This is a genomic window from Bacteroidota bacterium (assembly GCA_018266835.1).
GTDB lineage: Bacteria > Bacteroidota > Ignavibacteria > Tepidaquicellales > Tepidaquicellaceae > JAFDZO01.
Genome location: JAFDZP010000004.1, coordinates 137,439 through 160,448, shown reverse-complemented (window position 1 = coordinate 160,448; position 23,010 = coordinate 137,439). Strand labels below are relative to the sequence as shown.

21 protein-coding genes are annotated in these 23,010 nt (G+C 36.0%); 11 read left to right on the top strand and 10 right to left on the bottom strand.

The features are described 5' to 3' along the window. Positions 1 to 59: 59 nt before the first annotated feature. The 6 genes from JST55_11755 to lon all read right to left on the bottom strand — a co-directional run bounded on the left by JST55_11755 (position 60) and on the right by lon (position 7,661). Positions 60 to 563, bottom strand: coding sequence for an HAD hydrolase family protein (locus tag JST55_11755; GenBank protein ID MBS1494182.1), 504 nt, complete (start codon positions 561 to 563; stop codon positions 60 to 62). Continuing rightward, positions 564 to 1,262, bottom strand: a complete 699-nt coding sequence (gene nth / locus JST55_11750) for an endonuclease III (GenBank protein MBS1494181.1) — start codon at positions 1,260 to 1,262, stop codon at positions 564 to 566. It lies immediately after the preceding gene. Positions 1,263 to 1,395: 133 nt separating this feature from the next. Further along, positions 1,396 to 2,289 carry an agmatinase gene (gene speB, locus JST55_11745; GenBank protein MBS1494180.1) on the bottom strand — a complete coding sequence of 298 codons (894 nt, stop codon included), beginning with the start codon at positions 2,287 to 2,289 and terminating at the stop codon, positions 1,396 to 1,398. Positions 2,290 to 2,504: 215 nt separating this feature from the next. Then, positions 2,505 to 3,839, bottom strand: coding sequence for a DNA polymerase III subunit gamma/tau (dnaX, locus tag JST55_11740; GenBank protein ID MBS1494179.1), 1,335 nt, complete (start codon positions 3,837 to 3,839; stop codon positions 2,505 to 2,507). A gap of 20 nt (positions 3,840 to 3,859) precedes the next feature. Then, on the bottom strand, positions 3,860 to 5,125 hold the full coding sequence (locus JST55_11735; protein MBS1494178.1) for an exo-alpha-sialidase: 1,266 nt from the start codon (positions 5,123 to 5,125) through the stop codon (positions 3,860 to 3,862). A gap of 76 nt (positions 5,126 to 5,201) precedes the next feature. Continuing rightward, the gene (gene lon / locus JST55_11730) at positions 5,202 to 7,661 is read right to left on the bottom strand and encodes an endopeptidase La (protein MBS1494177.1); all 2,460 of its coding nucleotides are present in this window, start codon (positions 7,659 to 7,661) and stop codon (positions 5,202 to 5,204) included. Between the two features lie 277 nt (positions 7,662 to 7,938). On the opposite strand from lon, the gene JST55_11725 reads away from it, so the two are divergent. After that, on the top strand, positions 7,939 to 9,177 hold the full coding sequence (locus JST55_11725; GenBank protein MBS1494176.1) for a DUF4263 domain-containing protein: 1,239 nt from the start codon (positions 7,939 to 7,941) through the stop codon (positions 9,175 to 9,177). Positions 9,178 to 9,243: 66 nt separating this feature from the next. Here JST55_11725 and JST55_11720 read toward each other — a convergent pair whose 3' ends face one another. After that, on the bottom strand, positions 9,244 to 10,158 hold the full coding sequence (locus tag JST55_11720; protein ID MBS1494175.1) for a GIY-YIG nuclease family protein: 915 nt from the start codon (positions 10,156 to 10,158) through the stop codon (positions 9,244 to 9,246). Positions 10,159 to 11,494: 1,336 nt separating this feature from the next. On the opposite strand from JST55_11720, the gene JST55_11715 reads away from it, so the two are divergent. The 6 genes from JST55_11715 (at position 11,495) to pssA (ending at position 17,527) form a co-directional block, all read left to right on the top strand. Continuing rightward, entirely contained in the window at positions 11,495 to 12,568 is a 1,074-nt protein-coding gene (locus JST55_11715) for a hypothetical protein (protein MBS1494174.1), read from the top strand. Positions 12,569 to 13,030: 462 nt separating this feature from the next. Next, complete coding sequence (locus JST55_11710; protein ID MBS1494173.1) at positions 13,031 to 14,143, top strand: hypothetical protein; 1,113 nt, start codon at positions 13,031 to 13,033, stop codon at positions 14,141 to 14,143. A 317-nt stretch (positions 14,144 to 14,460) separates the two neighbouring features. Continuing rightward, entirely contained in the window at positions 14,461 to 15,159 is a 699-nt protein-coding gene (locus tag JST55_11705; GenBank protein ID MBS1494172.1) for a hypothetical protein, read from the top strand. A gap of 142 nt (positions 15,160 to 15,301) precedes the next feature. Then, positions 15,302 to 16,015: a phosphoribosylaminoimidazolesuccinocarboxamide synthase gene (locus JST55_11700; GenBank protein MBS1494171.1), complete on the top strand. Its 714-nt coding sequence runs from the start codon at positions 15,302 to 15,304 to the stop codon at positions 16,013 to 16,015. A 10-nt stretch (positions 16,016 to 16,025) separates the two neighbouring features. Then, on the top strand, positions 16,026 to 16,700 hold the full coding sequence (locus JST55_11695; protein ID MBS1494170.1) for a phosphatidylserine decarboxylase family protein: 675 nt from the start codon (positions 16,026 to 16,028) through the stop codon (positions 16,698 to 16,700). A gap of 62 nt (positions 16,701 to 16,762) precedes the next feature. Then, complete coding sequence (gene pssA / locus JST55_11690) at positions 16,763 to 17,527, top strand: CDP-diacylglycerol--serine O-phosphatidyltransferase (protein MBS1494169.1); 765 nt, start codon at positions 16,763 to 16,765, stop codon at positions 17,525 to 17,527. Positions 17,528 to 17,672: 145 nt separating this feature from the next. Here pssA and JST55_11685 read toward each other — a convergent pair whose 3' ends face one another. From JST55_11685 to JST55_11675, 3 genes are all read right to left on the bottom strand, one after another. Beyond that, positions 17,673 to 18,836 carry a cysteine desulfurase gene (locus JST55_11685; GenBank protein MBS1494168.1) on the bottom strand — a complete coding sequence of 388 codons (1,164 nt, stop codon included), beginning with the start codon at positions 18,834 to 18,836 and terminating at the stop codon, positions 17,673 to 17,675. Positions 18,837 to 19,029: 193 nt separating this feature from the next. Further along, on the bottom strand, positions 19,030 to 19,776 hold the full coding sequence (locus JST55_11680; GenBank protein ID MBS1494167.1) for a DUF3667 domain-containing protein: 747 nt from the start codon (positions 19,774 to 19,776) through the stop codon (positions 19,030 to 19,032). 63 nt (positions 19,777 to 19,839) lie between these two features. Then, the gene (locus tag JST55_11675) at positions 19,840 to 20,586 is read right to left on the bottom strand and encodes a DUF3667 domain-containing protein (protein MBS1494166.1); all 747 of its coding nucleotides are present in this window, start codon (positions 20,584 to 20,586) and stop codon (positions 19,840 to 19,842) included. Positions 20,587 to 20,877: 291 nt separating this feature from the next. Between JST55_11675 and JST55_11670 the strand changes: the two genes are divergently transcribed. The 4 genes from JST55_11670 (at position 20,878) to JST55_11655 (ending at position 22,961) form a co-directional block, all read left to right on the top strand. Next, complete coding sequence (locus JST55_11670) at positions 20,878 to 21,444, top strand: CDP-alcohol phosphatidyltransferase family protein (protein MBS1494165.1); 567 nt, start codon at positions 20,878 to 20,880, stop codon at positions 21,442 to 21,444. A gap of 70 nt (positions 21,445 to 21,514) precedes the next feature. Continuing rightward, positions 21,515 to 21,796, top strand: coding sequence for an HU family DNA-binding protein (locus JST55_11665; protein MBS1494164.1), 282 nt, complete (start codon positions 21,515 to 21,517; stop codon positions 21,794 to 21,796). Positions 21,797 to 21,872: 76 nt separating this feature from the next. Then, on the top strand, positions 21,873 to 22,319 hold the full coding sequence (gene ruvX, locus JST55_11660; protein MBS1494163.1) for a Holliday junction resolvase RuvX: 447 nt from the start codon (positions 21,873 to 21,875) through the stop codon (positions 22,317 to 22,319). Then, a complete protein-coding gene (locus JST55_11655; protein MBS1494162.1) occupies positions 22,320 to 22,961 on the top strand; it encodes an ATP-binding protein in 642 nt (213 codons plus the stop codon). The last annotated feature ends 49 nt before the right edge of the window (positions 22,962 to 23,010 follow it).

Genomic DNA, 23,010 nt, shown 5'->3' with positions numbered 1-23,010 from the left:
GAATCTACAATTTAATAAATTATCTCAAAAATTTCAAGGGGAAGGGACATACATATATGTTATATCAAGCCCTTAGCCTTCAAAATCATGTCAATAATCTCCCTTACACAGCCCTGACCGCCGTCTTTTGCGCAGACGTAATCAACATTCTTCTTTACTTCCGCCATCGCATTATTCGGGCAGCATGAAAATCCCACAAGTTTCAATAAGCCAATATCAAACTCATCATCGCCAATATACGCAAAATTTTCATCGCCGAGCTTATACATTTCCTTCAGCTCTTTATAAGGCAATGTCTTATCATCAACATCCTGATATAAATGATCTATTTTAAGTCTGTCAACTCTTCTCTGGTTCACAAGCGAACTCATTCCGCTTATAACTCCGAACTTTATTCCGAGCTTCTTTGCCCTTGTAATTCCGTAACCGTCATGAGTATTGAATATTTTTAAATCTTCGCCTGAGCTTAAGTAAACAATATGGCCTGTTGTGAGGCATCCGTCAAGGTCCATTAATATAACTTCTATCTTAGAAAGTGTTTCGTTCGAGAAAGGTTTTGGCATTTAATTTTTTGGTTTAGAAATTTTAGCAGTCTTAGTAATTGCAGGCTGACCGTCTTTTACAAGACTTGAAGGACATGACTGATTGAAAGCACACTCAGGGCAGTTCGGCTTTCTTGCATGGCACACAACTCTTCCGTGCTCACCGATTCTCATTGAAAAATGCCACTGGTCAGTCGGAGGAATTAACTCTTTCAGTTCAAATTCTATTTTTGTAGGGTCTTCGTTCTTTATAAGCCCAAGCCTTCCTGCTACTCTTTTTAAATGAGTATCCACAATAATAACGTCATGCACTCCGCATGTATTGCCCAGCACAACGCTGGCAGATTTTCTTCCGACACCTGCAAGTTCAGTAAGCGCATCCATATCACAGGGGACTTTCCCTCTATGTTTCTCCACTAACATTTCGCAAATTGCAATTACTGCCTTCGCTTTATTATTGTAAAAATTAATTGACTTAATTTCTGTCCGGAAATTTTCTAATCCGTCATCCAAAATATCCTGCGGTTTTTTATACTTTGATTTATACAGAGGCACCATCGTAGCATTTACTCTTATATCAGTGCATTGCGCTGCAAGGACGGTTGATATCAATAACTGAAATGAATTCTGATAATCTATATGGCACTTAGCATTGGGATATAATTCGCCGAGCTTCTTATTAACTACAAGAGCATACTTTTTTACATCGTTCTTATTCATTTTGAAAGGGATTTAAAAACTTAACCACAGAGAACACAAAAAATTATACAGAGAGCGCTGAGAAATACACTGTTAAAAATTTTGTGCCCTCTGTGTATAATCTCTGTGTCCTCTGTGGTAAAAAAAATAAAAATTACTTTATAAAATAATTCAGCATCTTATAAATAAGTTTCGCAGTCATAAAATCAGGGTATGTAAAATCTTTTCTCGGTGCAAGTTCAACTACGTCAAATCCAACGACGTTCTTTGTCTCCCCTAAACGTTTTAATAAATTCATTGTCTCTGCCCAGTATAAACCGTTCGGTTCGGGAGTTCCGGTCGAAGGCATAATGGAAGGATCAAAATAATCCACGTCAAAAGTTATGTAAACGTTATCGCTTAAAGTCGATAGCACCATGTTCTGCCAGTCAACTCCGTATCTTCCATTCCTTATTTCATAAGCATAAAAAGTTTTTATATCTTTTTCTTTAATGTATGAATACTCTTCTATGCTCTGAGCTCTTATGCCTACCTGCGTAATATTCGTAGTAAACTCCGATACTCTTTTAGCAAAACATGCATGAGAAAATTTAGTTCCTTCGTACTCTTCTCTTAAATCAGAGTGTGCATCGAAGTGAAGAATTGTCATATCGGGATATTTATCAAAGTGTGCTTTTATCGGAGCAGTGGATATTGTATGCTCGCCGCCAAGCGTTACAACAAATTTATCATCTGCAATTAATTGAGCAACATGCTTTTGAATATACTCAAGCGCTGCGCTTCCCCGTTTATCCGTCATATCTAATTGCTTTACGGAGCAGATTCCTTTCTCAAAACATAATTCGCGGTTGAGTTCTTCATCAAAAAATTCCACGTAATGAGAAGCTTTTAAAATCGCCATTGGTCCTTTAGCAGTTCCTTTACCATAAGAAGTTGTTACTTCATAAGGCACGGGCAGAATTGCAATTTTTGAATTTTTGTAATCTGAGTATTGCTCCTCTATCGCCAGAAAATTTTTCTTTATAGAATAGTATTTTTTATCTTTCATTGTTTTTAAAATAATAACGGATTCTATACTATTTTTACTTATGAGACTCCGGGCTTAACCACAGAGAACACAGAGTGAAAATGCACAGAGAACACGGAATTTTTATTAATTATTTTTAAAAATTTTATTGATATAATGGAAATTCATTTCAACTTTTAACATCTGTGTTCTCTGTGTAATAAATCTGTGAACTCTGTGGTTAAGAATATTACCAATCAATTCTGAGGTATCTCGTAATCTTCTGCATTGAACATCTCTTTTATCATATCTGCTAAAGACTTTTTCACCTGAGCTTCAGTATTAATTTGTTTCTCTTCATTTCTTGCAATTGCCTTATCTACTTCAACAACTGACTGTGTAATTCTGAAATTCTGCTTTACCGGTTTTGCTTCGCCGCTTCTGTTCTTCAGTGCATTTACGACTGCAATCATTTCGGCTAAGTCTTTCACTTCTGCATTCACTCTGCAAAGCTCAATCAAAATTGATTCAAGTAATAATTTCTGATTGCCTGAAAATTTAAATCTTCCTTCGCTCTCAAATAAAATTTTAAGAAGCCTCAATACCTGCCCTTCTGTATATTTTTTTGAAGTCTCTAAATAACGGCTTCTTATTACATCCGATTCGTTCAATAACTCAACATTACTTGTAGAAGTTATGATTAACAAATTTCTTAAGTGCTCGATTAACCCGTTGAAGAAAGTCTGCAAATCAAATCCCTGGTCAATTAAAGAATTGAAGAAGGAAATAATTTCTTTTGAATTTCCTTCCTGTATGTAATCTGAAATTTTGAAGAACGTTTCTTTATCGGGGAGATTTAAGAATTTATTAAGTTCTTCAAACTTTATATTCTCTCCGCAGAAAGAAACAGCCATATCAAAAATTCCCTGTGAATCTCTCAGCGCGCCGTCACCCAGCTTCGCAATTAAAAACAATGACTCTTCATCAATTTTTATTTTCTCTTCTTTAGCAATCTCTTTTATGTTGCCCATTATCTCGTCTATCTTAATACGCTTCAGAATAAATCTCTGACAGCGGCTTAAAATTGTCTGCGGGACTTTCTCGGGATTGGTTGTTGCTAAAATAAATACAAGATACTCCGGCGGCTCTTCAAGGATTTTAAGCATTGCATTAAACGCAGCTCCCGTGAGCATATGAACTTCATCGACGATAAAGAATTTTTTCTTTCCTTTTATAGGATAAAACTTTGCAGCATCCTGAATTGCGCGAACGTCATCGATACCTCTGTTTGATGCAGCATCGAGCTCGAATACATCGGGATGTGTTCCCTTTGTAATTTCAACGCAGCTATCGCAAACATTACACGGCTCGCCGTTCTGTAAATTTTTGCAGTTAAGCGCTTTCGCAAAAATTCTTGCTATAGTAGTTTTGCCTACACCCCGCGGTCCGCTTAAAATATATGCGTGCGCAATTTTTTCGGTGATGATTGCATTCTTAAGTGTATCCGTTACAAATTCCTGTGAAGAAACTTCATCGAATCTCTGCGGTCTGTACTTCCTTGCCGATACCTGATATCCTTTACTCTCTGCCAATGTAGTTAGTTATAAATAGATTAAAATTGTTTTGTAAAATTCTGAACTGATAACTGTGTGCCTTCAAGTCTCATCCATAAGCACGATACAAGATTATTATAGGAAGAAATTCCGATATAATCACCGAAGAAAATTGATTTGACCGGAGTAAAAGGCGAATCGCTTATCTTTATATTTTCAAACGTTGCTCCCCCGTCCCTGCTTCGCGCAAGATAAACATCGGTCTTGCTGTCCTCATAATTTCTTCTGTCATAAAAAAGAACATTGATAACTCCCGTAACAGGGTCAACGCAGAAGTGACTCATGAACTGCTCTTTTCCGTTGCCGACTGCATCATCATTTACTCTTATCGGCGCGCTCCAAGTCTCGCCTTCATCGGTTGACTTTACTATAAAAATATCGTGGTCGTTATTCGTGCTGTCTGAGTAGTTTATATAAATCGTTCCTTTGTAAGGACTGTTTGAAATATCGCAATCAGTGAAAGGCAATCCTCCCGCTCTGTAAATTCCCGCAACATCATAAGCCCATCCGCCGATTTGTTTGGTAACAAATTTTTCTTTTGTAAAAGATACTCCGCCGTCAAGTGATTTTGTGAAAACAATTCCCTGCGGTCCGCTCCATGCAATGTAAAGGTTGCCTTCGGGACCTACACACGGCACTGCGCCTTCAACAGTTGAATCTCCGTCCTTTGCATCACCAAGATATTTTGAAATCTGTATAGGAGAAGAGAACGTCTCACCGAAATCTGTTGAACGTGAAAATAAAATTCTGGATGAGTCTTTTGGATTGCTGCTTCCGTACTTATCAAACTGAGTCCAGGAAATATACAAATTATTTTTAAACTTCGAATCGCTTCTATCCGATGTAAGCCATTCTTTATCCATGAAAGGAACACTTCCGTCATTGCCGTAAATTTTTTTGCTGTTGCTCCATGTCTTCCCGCCGTCAGATGAACGTGCAATCATAATTCCCGTATTGCCAAATGGTCCCAGGTGGCAATAGTATGCATTGCCAAGCATATCAAAGTAAACCATAGGGTCACCGTAGATTACCGGCCCCGGCATTTTGCCCTCAGTCCATGTCTTACCCTTATCCGTTGAGTAATAATACCAGTCGAGGTTCGCACCGCCGATGAAATTATTCGGATTAGTGGGATTGATTGCAATCGTAACTTCCTCCGGCTCAAAAAAAGTTGACTTCGAATTCACCTGCACATTTTTTTTAACATCATTCTGCGCAAATAGTAACGAGGGTAGTATTAAAATAATGACAAAAAATCTCTTCATTGAAAATAAAAATTAGGTGTGAATTAGCTGCAATGGCAATTCATAATTCTGAATTCATAATTCTACATTAAAAATTTTATTTTTTAAATAAAATCTTCGAAGTTCCAAACACATACTTAAATCCTTCTTCAACTTTCTCTACAGGAATAATAGTCAGCTTCGATTTTATCTCATCTGAAATTTCAATCAAATCCTTCTCATTCTCCTTAGGAATCAACACCGTCTTTATTCCGCTTCTTAAAGCAGCAAGCAGTTTTTCATTTAGTCCTCCGATTGCAAGCACATTGCCTCTCAGTGTAATCTCACCTGTCATAGCAACGTCTGTCTTCGCCGGCATTTTTGTGATGGCAGATAGCATTGCCATTATCATCGTAATTCCTGCTGACGGACCGTCCTTTGGAATCGCTCCCTCAGGCAAGTGAATATGTATCTCTTTATCTTTGAACCAAGTTGCAGGGATTTTAAACTTCGCTGCATTTGCTTTTATGTATGAAAATCCTGCGCTTACCGATTCCTTCATCACGTCTCCCAGCTGTCCCGTAAGCGTAAGCTTAGATGGAGTTCCTTTCATTACAGTTACGTCTATGTACAATACATCACCGCCGACTGACGTCCATGCAAGTCCTGTAATACTTCCGATGCGTGTCTTTACTTTTTCATCCTGAGCTTTATTTCTGAACTTCGTTACTCCAAGATATTCATTTATAAGCTCGTCAGTAATCTTAACAGGCTTATTGGACTTCTTTTTGTCCATTACTACTTTACGCGTAACTTTTCTTATTATAGTAGAAAGCTCACGCTCAAGATTTCTCACCCCTGCCTCTCTTGTGTAATCTCTTATCACTCTCAAAATCATATCATCGGGGAATTCAACCTGCTTCGGCTCAAGTCCGTGCTCTTCAATCTCTTTCGGAATTATATGTCTCTTCGCAATCTGCAGCTTTTCAAAGTCTAAATAGCTGCGCATTTCTATCGTTTCCATTCTGTCCTGCAAAGGCAGCGGGATCTGATACTGCACGTTTGCAGTCGTTATAAACAATACCTGCGATAAATCGTAATCTACATCTAAGTAATGGTCATTGAACGTCTGATTCTGTTCCGGGTCAAGCACCTCCAGCATCGCCGATGACGGGTCGCCGCGGAAATCACTGCTCATTTTATCTATCTCGTCAATCAATATTACGGGATTTATAGTTCCTGCCTTTTTCATCGCCTGGATTATCTTGCCCGGCAATGCGCCGATGTAAGTCCTTCTGTGACCGCGTATCTCCGCTTCATCTCTCACACCGCCGACGGAAATTCTCACAAACTTTCTGTTAAGCGCGCGCGCAATTGAGCGGCCGAGCGATGTCTTCCCGACTCCCGGAGGCCCTACGAAACACAATATCTGCCCCTTAGGCGGCTTGATTATATTTTTATCTCTTAGCTGCTTCAGTACTGCAAGAAGGTCAAGCACTCTGTCCTTCGGCTTATCAAGTCCGTAATGGTCTTCATCTAAAATTTTCTTTGCGTTGTCCAGGTCAAAGTTATCGTCAGTCTTCTGCACCCACGGCACTGATGCCATCCAGTCCAGATAATTTCTTATTACGGAAAAATCCGGTGACATCTGCGGAATCTTCTTTAGCTTTGCAAATTCCTCCATCGCCTTTTCTTTTGCTGTGCCGTATATACCCGATTTCTCCAGGTCGTCCTTCAGCTTTATCATTTCCGGGTCAGTCTCTGTCTCGCTGCCAAGCTCATCTTGTAAAATCCTTATTTGTTCCTGAACAATAAACTTCCTCTGATTCTTCTGCATGGCGTTGTATATCTTCGCGTCGATATCTTTTTCCACGTTCATAATTTCCATCTCCGAGCTCATCATGTAAATAATCTCAAAGTACTGCTTATGCAAGTCCTCAATTTCAAGTATCTGCTGCTTCTTCTGTGTATCGATATTAATTGCCGAGGCAATGTAGTAAAGCTTTCTGTCCGCTTCCTTTATGTTATCGAATGCAATTGTAGATTCCTGCGGAAGATTCCTGTTCGACTGCACGTACTGATGGAACAGCGTAGATGCGCGTCGCACCAGCGCCGTAAGCTCATTATCTTCAGTGTATTCCGTCATCTTCACGCCGACAGTTGCCGAGATATACTCTGCATTGGAGAACTTCTCTATCGTAGCCGGAGCGATGCCGTCAACGAGCACTTTTATAAGTCCGTTAGGCAGGCGCAGCACCTGTAATATTTTCGCGACTGTTCCCGTCTTGTAAAGATTTTCAAAAGTCGGCTCCTCTATTTTTTCATCTACCTGCGTAACAAGCAGAATGTATTTATGAGACTCCAGCGAAAAGTTAATCGCTTTTATAGTGGAGTCGCGCCCTGCAAGTATAGGGAATATCATGTACGGAAATACGACTATATCCTTTAAAGGAAGTACGGGAAGCGTTTCGGGAATAAGCGAAAGGTTGTCTTTTTCGTTTGATGTACTGGTTTGAAAGCTTGTGCCGGGAGAGTCCTGAACGTTACTGTCGTCACTTTGCTCCTGGGTTTCTTCCATCGTTTGCTCATTTAATGAATCTTGTAATGAGTCGTTATCAAAATTGTCGTCTTTCATCAATTATTATTGTCTTTTGTAATGGTTATTTATTAAGGGATTAAAATTACAGATAGGGGGAAAGAAGTTCAATGTAATTCAGATAGGAGTTTTTGCAATTTATAATTCATAATTCAGAATTCATAATTGTACTACTTGCCTATTGGTTAGGAAAATTTGTAATTAGGATATGAGATTGAGAAAACAAAGAGGAATGAGTATATTAATTTCATTTAAAATTATGGATAAAGATAAAATCGAAAATAGTTTTAGCCCATATTCAAAAATGGTTGCACAGTCTTTGCTAGAAATTTATTGGTCAAAAATTTATCAATTAGTAAAAGCTGACCCTACTTTAATTAAAACCGTTACAGGATTTTTATTAAAACCAGAAAAAATTGTTTTATATTTTGGTAAGACACACATAGCTCTAGAGTATTTTGGAAAAGAAACGCTCGATGAATTACAAGATGAAAACAAATTCGATCTTGTTTATTTTGATTACACTCAAACGGAGAATAATTTTTTTGATCAAATTGTTGGATTCAAGTTTGTTAGTACTCGGGATGAAATAGAATTTCCGTTGATGGGAATAGTTGAAGATTTAGTAATTCCTACAAACGAAGGTATGACAAAATTACTGGAACTTGGATGGAATTTTGATGCACAAAATTTTATTCTTTCAATGAATGGGGGTAAATATTTTATTCCTGAAAATAAATTTTGTAGAATAATAAATGGTTTGTTTTTTGATGCCGATTCAAATGGATTAAAGACTCGTCAAATTAAATGGATAGATTTTATACCAATTAAGTATGATGATTCAAATCCAGATTACGATACATTAGCTATTGATCTAAACCCTTATGAAACTTTCGTTGAAGGTGATACTCACTATATTTACCCTTTACCTGAACGAAATGAGTATAAATATTCCAAACTTCCACAAATTAATAGATTCATAGAGTTATGTGGTGATAAGAACACAACTGAACCTATGATAACCACTTTTTTAGAACAAAGTGAAAATTTGTTTATACTCTCAATGGCTTTTTTTGGAAAAAAAATTCGTGCTCAATTATTATGTGAATGGCAAAGCGAAATTAAACCTTCAATAAAACCAGATTTTTTCATTGTAGGACCAAATGGATTTGCAAATATAATAGAATTTAAGCTTCCTTATTTAAAATCAAAAACTATAACAGGACGAGCTAACAGAGAAACTTTTTCTGCCGAAATACAATCTTATATTTCCCAAACACGTGCTTATGAATCATATTTTGATGATCCCAATAACCGTAAATGGTTTGAGGATAAATATGGATTTAAAGTACACAAACCTAAAAGAATTCTAGTTGTGGGAAGAAGATGGGATTTTACTAACGAGGAGTGGAGAGATATTGTAGCTGACTTTAAAAACGTTGAAATAATAACATATGATGATTTAGTTGATGGAGTTACAGCACAATTTTACATATAGTAAATTCGTTAATATTTTTGCACTTGTTGGTCTTCTTACCAACAATCCTACCATGTTTGAAATTAGTTACAAATTATTTAATATAGTTATCTTATCTTTGCATTTCTTTATTAGTTGAGACTTTTCAGTATCGCTAATTCCATATAAATTGTTACTATAATTTTCAATTGAATATTCATAAAGTGAAACTAACTTGGGGATATATGAGATTATTTCTTCAATGAACTTTATTTCTTTTTTGCTTTCTATTTGTTCATCAAAATAGTAACGAATAGCCATTAAACTATCAACATCATCTTTACCTTTTATTGTATCAAATAATAGTTTTAAACATTTTCCCGCATTTTCGATTTGTCCTAATTCAGTATAGTATTTTTCCATAATAACATAACATTTTATTTCTCCTCTTTTTACTCCTTCTCTAAGATACTCAAAAGCTTCTCTTTCATTTTTAGAACAACCTTCCCCATAGAATTTAGATTCAGCTATCCAAACGCATGCTTCCCCTGAACCTAGATTGTATGCTTTTAGAAAAAGGTCAAAGGCTTTAAAGTCATCTTGAAAATATTCATCACTTCCTAATTTATATCTATATGCTTCTTCCAAAATACTTTCAAAAGGAGATACATCGTAATCTTCGCCTTCAAAAATATTTTTAGATTCCATTTTGCTCATAAGTGTATTATAGTATTTTTTAGTCTCATTTAATATTCCTATAGCATCTTTTAACGCAATATCAAAAAATTCTTTATTGGGAAATACATGATGTCCCATATTTTTTAAAACTTCATGAACGTGATTTTCTGCTAAATCTATATCTTCAAAAAATTCGTCATAAGCGACCATAAATTGAGTTGGAACACCAGTGGCTGAAGAAAGTTCTTTTGCTCTTTCTTCAGATGTCTTTGAAGTTTTTCCTATTTTTACTAATCCATTTAAAGTTGGATTTATTAAGATGTAAATGTAACCTGGCTGGGGCATTTTAGGTATGAATATTGTTAAATTTTAAAATTATATAAAAGAAAAAATAAAATCGAGATAGTTGCATTACCTAAGAGGACGTATTTGTGTTGCACGCCATCATCTGTCAAGCAAAATAAAAATATTTTTACCTATTAGTAGTAATGGGCAGGAATATATTTATAATTTTCTCACCAATAATTATTTTGCGAATGCAAATCCGGGGGTTCAGTTTTCCTGATTGCTTCTGCTTCCCAACGTCCCCGTTAGGAAGCCATTCTGAGTTTACATTCCCAACGAAGATCCCGCTAAAGCGGGACAGGCAGTTGGGAATGAGGAGGAAAGAGGACTACTGACGGATTTCTAAAAATTTCTGTATTGTTTTAACAACACTAATTTTTCAAAAACCCGTCAAAAATTCATCAAGATTGAAAAAAATTTGGGGATGAAAAATAAAATTTGACAATAATGTTACAATGTAACATTAAAGCAAAAATGATTTTCAGTAACCCCACCCTTCAGGGTGGGGATTAACACACTCGTCGACAAATCCCCCTCCTTGATAAGGAGGGGGCAGGGGGTGGTTAACAAAACTTTAGCCCTAAAGGGCGCATTTTCCATTTGGTAAACCCCATCCTAAAGGATGGGGTTACTGAAAATGTGACAATAATGCGACTTTTAAACCGCCCCCTCAGTCCCCCTCCTTCTAAAGGAGGGGTTAGGGGTGGTCTGGCGAAGGTTATGAAAATCTATTCTGCATTAAACCCCCTCTAACTCCCCCTTGTTAAGGGGGAGAACAATCCCTCACATGATGCGGGGTATCAAGACAAAAAGAACAATGAAACAAAGTTTCATAGATAAAATGCACGTTCAAACGCCGGAGCCCCGCTAAAGCGGGATGTGCCACATCGGAACGAGGAATGAGATATAAAATGTGGCAATAATGCAACACTGTTACAAAACGGCATTATAAATTTTTCCGTTAAAAAAATTACGAGAACAGTCGTCGCGAGAAAAGCTGTTTGAGTTCCGATTGACAAATCGGAACGAGTTCTTTTCGAGCAGACTTTCGGAGTAATTTTTAGGGAAAATTTATAGAGCCTTGAACTTTTTGATTCTTTTTGGTTCAAGCCAAAAAGAATAATGAAACGAAGTTTCATAGGATAATTTAACGTTCCGAAGCCGGATTATCAGAACGAGAAAAATTTATAATTAAAGTAACCAAACTCTTTTCTAAAACTCCTTTAAATATACAATGATTGAATACTTGCCTATGGGGTAGAAAATTCCGTATTTTGAACAGAGTATTGGAATAACCAATAATAAATATTTATCTTACTGAAATAAATTAACTGGTATGAAAATTATTTTAAGTATTACTTCTAAATATTTATTTCCGTTTTTTATATTAGTAAGTTTTATTTCATGCGAAAGATTAGATAACAATATTGACCCTGTTTCAAATGAGGCGGAAGTAACAATTAACTTTCTTTATTTTACTCCATACCGAATACAAATAAATTCTACTATTGACGGCTGGGCTACTCATAATATCTGGCAGCCGGGCACAAACACTTTTAAATACACCTATAATAATGTAACAGGCACCAATAAAATGAGTATTAAATTTGCTGTTCAGAATACTACTGTACCGCCTGATTTTTATAACTTAGATTCGGTTTGGGTTAACGGCGGAGGAGGGATAGCTTACGCAGATGTAAAAATTAACGGTGTTTCGTTAAACTACCAGTATGCAATTGATAATGGTCAGCGTGGCTCTGATATAATATTTAAATTAAATTCCGATGGAACACCTGCGCCTTCGGGATTAACTCCTGTCAGCCCTGATGAAAGAGTACAACCTGAAGCAGCTCATGGAAGGAGAACTGTTATAAATCCTTTGCCTCCTCCTGATAAACCTTATATGCAAGCCTGGTTTCAGGCATTGCAGGATCATGGTTCTTCTTCTGAAAGTACTGTGGAGGTAAAAAATATAAGAGTGTATGCCTACTTAGGTAATTCATCCACTCCAACTCTTCTTCAGAACTACACATATACTCCCGGAAGTACTTTTTATGATGGAGGTCTTTTTTACAGGTATCCTTTTTTTCTGCAAGGCAGATATGATTATCACAGCCCGATGACTACCTATGCAAATATTAATTCTTCAGGAAACTTAGTATTTCATCCAAGCTATATTAATAACAAAGTATGGCATTGGTGGAACGAACCGAGAATATCGATACCTAATAATGCTACAGGGTTCAGAGTTGAATCTGAAATGATAATAACAGGAAGTGCATCTGTACAGGCAGGTCTTGATTTTAAAAGTTCAACAGCAGCGCAAGGAGACGAATGCGGGGCAGGTGAATGGAAATTTGGACAGCCCGGCTGGCAAACAGTAGTGTTTGACTCTAAATATAACAATTAGGTAAATGCTAACGCGTTCTCAATTTCTTTCTACGACCGTCGAGCTAGCGGGAGCAAATTGCAAGATGTAAGTGAATGCTTTAGTCGTATTGGAAAAGCTCATTTTTTTTGAATAATATTAACAAACTCAAACTCCTATTACTACTAATAGGCAAGGACATATATTACTGTAAAAACAAAGTTAAAGAACTTATCTTTCTAAATATATACTGATATAACATATATTTACCCAAAACTTACGAGGGGGCGTAAGTTTTGCCTATGGTTTTTTCAGATATTTACCCCTTTCTCCGCCATCACTTACCCGCTATGACAAGTCTGTCATTAATTATTATTGAAAACATCAAAAAAAGCCGAATTTCAAGCGTTTCTTAACCATTACATTGGACTGACATTTGCTTGTATGACATCTGAAGGAGTGCGTAAAATGCATTCTACGTTTTTATAAATTAAATACAATGTTATGCAGCACTATAAAATTATCAGGAATATTCTATTAGCAATGTTCATTTGCGCAGTCACATTTGTTATATCAGAATTAGCGGTTTCAAAAAATGAGACATCAAATGCAACATCAAACAATTCGTTTGCAATAGTAAAAGACGGCATATCAGCCGACTCAATTTCAAAAGCAGAGATAGCCGAGTACAGAAAGAATTTTGAATCAGTAGAAAAGATGATTAGCAGAAGGATGGGCTCTTACGATGAAGCAAAAAGAAGCTTTAACAGTATCAGCGGCTCAAGAGTCCGCAGCCTGCCTGAGTTTGCAGGAAGATACAGCGCGATGCAGCAGAAGCTGAGCGCATGGAACCTTGAAGTAAATCCTAAAGAACCGCCTGTAAAAGTACCGAACAATCCTAACAATCCGAGAAACAGCGGGAAAGGAAATGAGCAAAATGCAAAGCCGATTGAAGAAGATAAAAACACCGGCGAGATGGAACGCAAGAGCGCAATGCTTTCGTATTTTCCTGACACACTAACAGTCGGAAATGATTTTCTTGCATACGTGGAAATTACAAAGAATAACACTATACAATATGATAACAGAAACGGAAATGTAAACTCAACGCTTGACTCGATTGTGCTGGGAACATACGGAATGAGAACGGGAGTAGTGAACTCATCGGTAACTGTTGACCTAAGCTTAGACGGAAGCAATTCGGGATTCACAATTAATCCGCGCTCAGAAAGCAAGACGAAGGTTATCGGAGATAACGGTGACGCAAGATGGGAATGGATGATGCATCCGAATACAGAAGGTGAATACAGACTGAGACTGACTGTAAAATATCAGAAGGTAAATAAAGACGGAACAACACAGGAAGCGCCTGCTATTACAAAAGTTTTTGTTGTTAAGGGATTGCCGAGAAAAGTTGCAGAGCCTTCATCTAATTTATTGTGGATAGCATTAGGATTGCTTGCGCTTATAATTATAGTCGCTGCAGTAATGCTAAGCGGTAAGAACAAACGCAATAAATACAGAGATGAACAAGTAAGAAACGACAGACTAAGAGAAGAACAAATAAGAAACGAGCAGATAAGAAAAGACAACAACAGAGATGATTTGAACAGGTAAGTAAATTTAGATTCCTTCGTCCCCTTCTTTTAAAGTAAGGGGACGCTGTTAAGCTAAAAATAGTAATTAGTGCGACAATATGTCAGTCTTGTGACAGATTATGTAATAAGCGCTCTTTGTTATCTATATATTTACAAAATGTTAAATGAATATATTGTATTACTATATTTTTATTATTTAAGATAAAGTGATAAATGCAATATTAACAATAATTTATTATTAGGGCTGATATCCTTATTTAATGGAACATTGTTTGAATATACTTGTTCAAGGACTGTACTGTAATTCAGTACAGATTAAACTAAACCAAAATAAACATGAAGAGATTTAATGAATCTTTTAAAGTACTATCGCTTATTTGCGCATTCGTAACTTTAACGATAATCGCCGGCTGCAAAAGCGACGATGTAGTAGCACCCCAGTCAGATAATCTTGATGTGAGCATGATGAGCTCACCGGGAGTATCTGATAATCCAACAGCAAATGCTTTAGTATTAGACTCAGTCAAAATACTTTTAAAAGATATTAAGCTTAATGTTTCCTCTGCATCAGACGATTCAGTTAACTTCAAAACAGGTCCTTTTGTATTAAAGCTTAATCTCAATTCAAGCGTCAACGTTATTACCACTGCTTACATTCCTACAGGAACGTACAATAAAGTAATGTTTGAAATCCATAAGCTTGAAGACAGTGAAACAATCGGGATCGACACTGCATTTTCATTCGGCGGCGGAAGATATTCAGTTGTAGTGTATGGTAAATTCAATTTAGTACCGTTCATTTACCGTTCATCAAAATCAGCTAAGCAGAAAGTTAATTTCAATCCTGCAGTTACAGTTACATCTACAACAAAATCTAATATAACTCTTAAAGTTCAGCCTTATACATGGTTCTGGACCGGAAGTGATTATCTAGACCCGCTTAATGTATCAAATCAAAATGATATTGATAACAAGATTAAGGCATCTTTCAAAGCAATTAAAGATGACGACCATAACGGAATAGAAGATAACTAATATTCAATAAGATTCGGAATTATACAAAGCCCTTGACAGAAATGCTGAGGGCTTTTTTGTTTGTATAAATTCATTACAACTACTAAATACTTCCATAGTATAATCCCTAAAATTTGCCTAATTTTGTATTCGGATAACCAATATGAAAAAAGAACTTTTATACGAAGGTAAAGCTAAGCGCATCTGGTCAACGGATGAGCACAATCTCGTCGTTCAGGAATTCAAAGACGATGCAACTGCATTCAACGGGCTTAAGAAAGATCAAATAAAAAACAAAGGGGTTCTTAATACAAGCATCTCCTCAGGTATATTTGATTATCTTATTGAACACGGCGTTAAAACTCACTTTGTCAAAAAGCTGAGCGACAATGAAATGCTTGTTAAAAAAGTTCATATCATTCCGGTTGAAGTTGTTATAAGAAATATTGCTGCCGGCAGCTTGGTTAAAAAGTTTGGATTCTCCGAAGGCGAAGAGCTTAAGTTTCCATTGGTAGAATATTACCTTAAAGATGACGCTCTCGGCGATCCGTTATTTTCACTTGAGCATATTCATTTGCTTGAGCTTGCCACAAAAGAAGAGATGGATACAATTCATTCGATGGCTTTGCATATCAATGAACTCATGAGAAAATTCTGGTACGACAGAGGAATTGACCTTGTTGACTTCAAACTAGAGTTTGGCAGAGACGAACACGGCGAAGTAATTCTTGCCGATGAAATTTCTCCCGATACATGCCGCCTTTGGGATATACATACAGGAGAAAAAATGGATAAGGACAGATTCAGATTTGATATGGGCAAAGTTGAAGAAGCATATGAAGAAATAAGTAAACGAGTTTCCATTCACAATAATTAAAGGTTAGAGTTTGTTTAAAATTACATTCTACGGCAGAGACGTTGTACTTAAAATGGTTATAATATGCGCTCTGATTTTCTGCGGTTCTTTATTCGTTCCGATTTTCATAGTGAAAGTCATTTTACTTTTGCTTGTTATATTCCTGATGTCATTCACTTTCTATTTTTTCAGGGACCCTGAAAGAAGCATTCCCCAAAATTATGACGACAGCATGATACTCGCTCCCGGCGATGGAAAGATTGTCGTTATCGAAGACATCATAAATAAAGAAGATAACTTATACGCAAAGGGAGAGCCGCTTAAACAAGTAAGCATTTTCCTTTCTCCGCTTAACGTTCACGTAAACAGAAATCCCACTAACGGCACTGTTAAATATTACAAATACATCGAAGGTGAATACCTTGTAGCATTCGACCACAAATCATCCGATAGAAACGAACGAACAGAAATAGGCATCGAAGACAGAATGGGACGTAAAGTCTTGTTCAAACAAATTGCCGGATTCGTTGCGCGCAGAATTGTATGCGATCTTGACGAAGGCGATACCGTAAAAGCAGGCGAAAGATTCGGCATGATTAAATTCGGCTCGCGTGTTGATATTCTATTAAAACCCGATACAGAGATAAAAGTAAAATTAAACGACATGGTTACCGGCGGCGAAACTGTTGTAGCTGTTAACAAATGATTAATCATCGATGATAAACAATATTGCAAATATATTTGTTAGTACTCCAAAGGAACGATTGAATGATTAATATTCCGCGTAACTTTATACCGAGCTTATTTACAATCCTTAATGCCTTCTGCGGATTTATGTCCATCATAAGTTCTGCCCAAGGCAACTACGATAAAGCAATTCTTTTCATTGTATATGCTGCTCTCTTTGATGCAGTTGACGGCTTAGCTGCAAGACTTACAAAGTCAGCCAGCAAGTTCGGAGTAGAACTCGATTCCCTCTCCGATGTTATCTCATTCGGAGCCGCTCCTTCATTCATGATTTATAATATCTATTTCAAAGACCACGGAGACCTGGGAGTATTCTTAGCTTCTCTCATTCTTCTGTTCGCAGCAATAAGATTAGCAAGATTTAATGTACAGTTAGTAGGATTTGATAAGGATTACTTCAGCGGAGTTCCTGTCCCTATGGCTGCAATGACTATCTGCTCATACATTTACTTCTATCACAATAAGCTATTCGGTTATGACTTAAGTGAGAAGTTTATCATAGGGCTTGCAGTTTTATTACCAATATTAATGGTAAGCAAGTTCAGATATGACTCCATTCCGAAAGTCTCTTTTACTGCAATAAAGAAATACCCTGTAAAGTTTATCTTCCTTTTTGTCGGGATTATTATTTGTATCGTTACAAAAGGCGAAGGATTATTTTTATTCTGTCTGTTCTACCTGAGTACAGGAATTTTCAGAGGTGTGTACAATCAATTGAGTAAAACCAAAAAGCGCCAGCCGTTTTCCGAAGAAGAAGCTGAGACTAAAAAAGTTAAGGTAAATTAATCTTTTTAATTGCCACGCCTTTCAAGGCGTGGCATAATTTGTTTTTTTATTGATGCCCTTCAGGGCAATTTTTTTTGGCTAAAGCCAAATTTCAGGATATGATTTTTATCCACGGCTTGAAAGCCGTGGCTATACAATTCTTAAATCAGTTCACGCTTCTCTTCTTAGCAATATTTCTTACAATCTCAAAGAACTTATCTATTTCAGCTGTAGTATTATCTCTTCCGAAGGAAACTCTTACCGAGCATAATGCAGTCTGGTAATCTAGTCCCAGCTCCATTAAAATTCTTGATGGCTGCGGAGAGCCCGATGTACATGCAGAGCCGCTTGAACAGGCGGTGCCTTTCAAATCAAGATTTATAAGAAGTGTTTCTGAATCAACATCGTAGTAGTTCTGATCAAATGATATATTGATAATATTATCTAACGTATGTGCTGAATCTCCATTGATAAGAACACCTTCAGGGAAGTATTCATTCAGCTTTGCTTTGAAGTATCCTTTTAATTCTTTGTAGTGCTGCAAGTCTTCATCCATTCTGGCAATTAAAATTTCAAGAGCCTTTTTCAATCCGACAATACCAGCAATGTTTTCCGTGCCGCCGCGCATATTTCTTTCCTGCTTGCCGCCGTGAATTAATTTATCAATAGGAGTGCCGTCTTTAATATACATAACTCCAATGCCTTTAGGTCCGTAAATTTTATGACCGCTCATGCAGGCAATGTTAACATTAAAATCTTTTGTATTGAACGGAGTCTTCCCTATCGATTGCACCGTATCAGCGTGAAAAATAACTTCGTTTCTATCGGTATTATCTGCAATTGTTTTTATATCGTTCACTACTCCGAGCTCATTGTTCGCATGCATCATTGAAATCAAATGTGTCTTCGGAGTAACTGCTGCAAGAACTTTTTGCGGGTCGATTGAGCCGTCCCGTTCAGGTCGTATAAAAGTAACTTCAGTTCCGAATCTCTCAGTAAGATACTTCACGCTTTCATTCAGAGCTGAGTGCTCAATTGAAGTTGTTATGATATGATTCTTACCTGAGTTTAAAAAATGAAATGTCGTTCCTTTAATTGCAAAGTTATCGGACTCCGTTCCGCCGGATGTAAATAAAATTTCCTTCGGCTTGCATTTCAGAAAATCTGCAACCAGGTCGCGTGTGTCTTCCAGGATGACTTTCACTCCCTTACCAAAATGATGCACTGAAGAAGCGTTCCCGAACTGGAACTGAATATAGGGAAGCATTGCTTCAAATACTTCGGGAGCAACGGGAGTAGTTGCTGCATTATCAAAATAAATTCTATCCATTTTTTTGTTTGGTAAAAATAGTAAAAACGAACATTAAATGTGCAGGCATTTGTTTAGTTTATTTTGCACAAAAGTCGGGAAAAAGTTGGATATTCCATTTATCACTTAGTAGTTTAACCACCCCCAACCCCCTCCTTGAAAAGGAGGGGGTTTAATTGAGAAATGTAACAAAAAATCGGGGGAAAGTTGGGTTTTAATGAGTCAGTCTCAAGTAGCCCAGCACTAAAATTACAACGGTCAACATATAGAATAAATAGCTAATTATAATCACACCAAGCGATTTAAAGAATCCCGGAAGAATATTCGAGCGCGAAAACTGAATCATTGCATATATATAATATCCGAACGTAAAGAAAAATCTCAGGTTCCATAGCTTAAAGCTTATCATTAAAAATAAAATGAGAACTGAAGAAATCAGCATTCCCTGACCGAGTACATAAAATGAAATTACCAGGGACTCTGCAAAATTTATTTTAGTCTTGCGAAAGAACAGTATAAAAGAAAAGCCGAATGCCGGAGGCAATATGAACATGAAGTAATTCAGCTTGCTTGATATTAAATGCTGCAATTCAGGAACCGTCATTCCGTAAATTGAAAGGCTGTTTGACCTCTCACCCATCACCATCTGGTTTATATAGTTCAGATAGTTTTCACTGATAAAATGAAACAGTATAAGAAATATAGTAAGCGTCAGAATAAAAAATGAGACAGGAGAAGAATAAGATTTTCTTTTACCCTCTATATAATTTCGCATGAAATTTCCCGGGGAAATTAACAATTCTTTTATTGTAGATATGAGAGTAGATTCCCAGTGAAAAGAGCTGTGAAGAAAATCATGGAACAAAGATTTTACCGAAAATCTTTTCGAAATCTTTTGCTGGCCGCAGTTATGGCAGTATTTCCCGTTCAGTTCTGTACCGCAGTTTAAACAATTTTCCATTCTGCTTTATGAAAATGATAACATTAAATTTTATGGGAGTTGTGAATTGATTTATAAAATATATTAATGTGTTAATTTTAAATATCCTATTACGATTGCCGATGCAGTAATTATATATGAAACACTTCCCAGCAGTAATACCGCAGCAGATTTTAAAATTCCGGAAGCAGTTTTTGACTGAGTAAACTGAATCATTGCATAAATTTCGAAAACAGCCATAGGAAAGAATCTTAGATTCCATATATTAGAATTTATCAAACTAAGAAAAATAAAAAGAGCTGCTATCAGAAATCCCGCTCCCATAATATAAAAATAAAAGATGAAGCTTTCGGCAATTTTTATTTTTGGCTTTCTAAAGAACAGTGTAAAGAAGTACGCATAAAAAACCGGCTGAATGAAAATCATGTAATTCATTTTATTGGTAATAAAATGCTGAAATTCTGCAACCGAGACTCCAAGAATTATAATTTCCTTTGAGGTTTCACCTAAGAAAGTTCTGCTCATATAGCTGAAATCATTCTCGCTGAAAGTATGGAATGTTATTATGTAAAACGATACAACTAAAATAAAAAAAGTTACGGGCTTTATGTAAGGCTTTCTTTTTCCCTCAATATAATTTTTTATAAATATTCCCGGCGCTGTAAATAATTTTTTGATAGTAGCAAAATATGTGGACTCCCATCGAAATGAGTTCCGGAAAAAATCCTTGAGAAGAGCCTTCATATTCGAGTCATCAACAATTTTTTCCTGACCGCAATGATAACAAAACTTACCCATCAGTTTTGTTCCGCAGTTTAAACATTTTTCCATTGTCACTTAAAATAAGTAAATGCAATAAAAGGAAAAATGCTTAATAAATTTGAGAAGCAAATGTTTTTATTTTTTAACCTGATTTTATGAATTCTAATAAAACCATTTCTTAATTTACTCGTTTAATAATGAAAGAAAAAACAATATAATTTTATTTTAAATAATTTGAAAAATTTTGTAAGTTAATAGTTGATTGTTATTCTAAAATATTATAAGTTGAGTTAAAAGAAGAATAAATAAATTTATATATTCATTTTGTTTAAAAAAAACATTAATTTTACTTGTGGATAGATGCTAAAAGAATTATTTTATATTTCAAATTTTTTATCTATTTTTAGGATAATTCTTTTATTTCCCCTAAGTTATCTGTTGATTACTGATAATGAAGGAAGCAAAGGCTTAATAATAGTAATATTATTAAGTATGTATGCAACTGATTTATTAGACGGCTTTTTGGCGAGAAAGCTAAATCAGGTTACAGAGCTAGGGAAAATAATAGATCCACTGGCAGATAAAATATCCGTAGTAACTCTTGTTTTGATTCTCCTGATACTAAACAAAATACCATTATGGTTTGTTTTGATAGTAGTATTGAGAGATATCTTAATCCTTCTTTTCGGATTAATATTAAAGGGACGAAAAAAAATTACCCTTATGTCAAACTATCCGGGCAAAATTGCCGTATTTAGTATTGGCGTGGTAATTTTAATTTCGACTCTTAATTTATCTGCCCTATTTAGCATTCAGTATTATTTAATGCTGGTCTCAACAGCATTAATATTGTATTCATCTTTTTTATATTTAAAAAGATTCAACCAAACAATAGGAGAAAAAAATGGCACAAGAGACTTACATTGAAATCAAAGAGACGAAGAAAAGGAACATTGACCGTGTAAAGACACTTACAAGAAAAGATGTAGAATTAAAAATGGAAGAAAAATTGATCGGAAGAAGAGTAACGAGAAAACTCATCGTTGACTCTCTTTTTGATTCAATGAGGGAGCTTATCATGATGGCTGACCCTACTATCCGAATTGAAATAAGAGATTTTGGTGTTTTTGAAGTAAAGAAAACAAAACCAAAACCAAAGGCAAGAAATCTTAAAACCGGCGAATTTGTATTTGTACCCGGCAGAAGAAAAATGCATTTCAAACCGGGTAAAATTCTTAAGAATTTCCTTAAAGAGAAAATCGCTAATCCTTTAAGCTAAATTTTTACCTAATATTATAATTTCAAAAAAGATTAACTGTTGCAGTGTGTGCAACATTTAATCAAAATTTACTGTTATTAAAAAAGTTATCGCAATAGATTTCGGTGCTAAACGTGTAGGTCTTGCCGTATCTGACGAGACACTTCGCTTTTCATTTGAAAGAGGCGCGATACTTAATGACAGTAAATTGCAGGAAAATATATACAAGTTTATAAAGGATGAAGATGCCGATGTTATTGTCGTCGGCTATCCTTTAAATCTTAAGTCTGAAAAAACTTTACAAACTTTGGAGGTCGATAATTTTATCGAACGCCTTCAAAGTTTTTTTTTATCAAAAAAAGAAGATATAAAAATCGAAATTTTTGATGAAAGATTTACAAGTAAAATGGCTTCGGGCTACATTGCAAGCTCTTCAATGAAGAAAAGCAAACGGCAGAATAAGTCGATGATAGACAGCATTTCCGCGCAAATTATACTTCAGGATTATCTTGATAAAAATATTAACATAAGGAATCAGACATAAATGTACTTAATTGAGCTTTACGAATTAATTGAAGCCGGTGAAGGAATAAAGACAGAATTCAAAAGAAAATTTACAACTCCCGAAAAAATTGCTAAAGAAATTTGTGCCCTTGCAAATACTTCAGGCGGGGTAATACTTTTCGGAGTAGATGACGATAAAACCATCTACGGCATTGAAAGCGAAAAGGAAGAAATAGAACTTATCTCCACCACTGCCAAATTTTATTGCGAACCTGAAATTGAATTCGATTCAGAAGTTCTTTACATAAAAAATAAAGATATACTTGTTGTAAAAATTCCCGAGAGCAAAAATAAACCGCACCGCATAATTTCTGAAGATGAAAATGAGAACGGCAAAGTTTATGTCCGCTTCAATGATAAAAGTATAATAGCATCTAAGGAAGCAGAGAAAATTTTAAAGAGCTCCGTTGATACGGAAACTCCTCTTAAGCTTTACATCGGTGATATTGAAAAAGCTTTATTCGCTTATCTGGAATTGAATCAGAAAATAACCGTGAAGGGATTTAAAAGGCTGGTAAATATTTCTGAAAGAAGAGCAAGCAGGACACTTATAAATCTTGTAAGAGCGCAGGTAATACGCCATCACTTTTTAGATAATGAAGAATTTTTTACACTGGTATAAGTGAAATAATTTTTAAAAAGAACAGCCGGATACAGCTAACTGCAGTACC

Bases quoted from the DNA above. Each gene is read 5' to 3' on its own strand.
- JST55_11755 (MBS1494182.1), bottom strand. From the start codon at position 563: ATGCCAAAACCTTTCTCGAACGAAACACTTTCTAAGATAGAAGTTATA.
- nth (MBS1494181.1), bottom strand. From the start codon at position 1,262: ATGAATAAGAACGATGTAAAAAAGTATGCTCTTGTAGTTAATAAGAAG.
- speB (MBS1494180.1), bottom strand. From the start codon at position 2,289: ATGAAAGATAAAAAATACTATTCTATAAAGAAAAATTTTCTGGCGATA.
- JST55_11735 (MBS1494178.1), bottom strand. From the start codon at position 5,125: ATGAAGAGATTTTTTGTCATTATTTTAATACTACCCTCGTTACTATTT.
- lon (MBS1494177.1), bottom strand. From the start codon at position 7,661: ATGGAAGAAACCCAGGAGCAAAGTGACGACAGTAACGTTCAGGACTCT.
- JST55_11725 (MBS1494176.1), top strand. From the start codon at position 7,939: ATGGATAAAGATAAAATCGAAAATAGTTTTAGCCCATATTCAAAAATG.
- JST55_11720 (MBS1494175.1), bottom strand. From the start codon at position 10,158: ATGCCCCAGCCAGGTTACATTTACATCTTAATAAATCCAACTTTAAAT.
- JST55_11715 (MBS1494174.1), top strand. From the start codon at position 11,495: ATGAAAATTATTTTAAGTATTACTTCTAAATATTTATTTCCGTTTTTT.
- JST55_11710 (MBS1494173.1), top strand. From the start codon at position 13,031: ATGCAGCACTATAAAATTATCAGGAATATTCTATTAGCAATGTTCATT.
- JST55_11705 (MBS1494172.1), top strand. From the start codon at position 14,461: ATGAAGAGATTTAATGAATCTTTTAAAGTACTATCGCTTATTTGCGCA.
- JST55_11700 (MBS1494171.1), top strand. From the start codon at position 15,302: ATGAAAAAAGAACTTTTATACGAAGGTAAAGCTAAGCGCATCTGGTCA.
- pssA (MBS1494169.1), top strand. From the start codon at position 16,763: ATGATTAATATTCCGCGTAACTTTATACCGAGCTTATTTACAATCCTT.
- JST55_11685 (MBS1494168.1), bottom strand. From the start codon at position 18,836: ATGGATAGAATTTATTTTGATAATGCAGCAACTACTCCCGTTGCTCCC.
- JST55_11680 (MBS1494167.1), bottom strand. From the start codon at position 19,776: ATGGAAAATTGTTTAAACTGCGGTACAGAACTGAACGGGAAATACTGC.
- JST55_11675 (MBS1494166.1), bottom strand. From the start codon at position 20,586: ATGGAAAAATGTTTAAACTGCGGAACAAAACTGATGGGTAAGTTTTGT.
- JST55_11670 (MBS1494165.1), top strand. From the start codon at position 20,878: ATGCTAAAAGAATTATTTTATATTTCAAATTTTTTATCTATTTTTAGG.
- JST55_11665 (MBS1494164.1), top strand. From the start codon at position 21,515: ATGGAAGAAAAATTGATCGGAAGAAGAGTAACGAGAAAACTCATCGTT.
- JST55_11655 (MBS1494162.1), top strand. From the start codon at position 22,320: ATGTACTTAATTGAGCTTTACGAATTAATTGAAGCCGGTGAAGGAATA.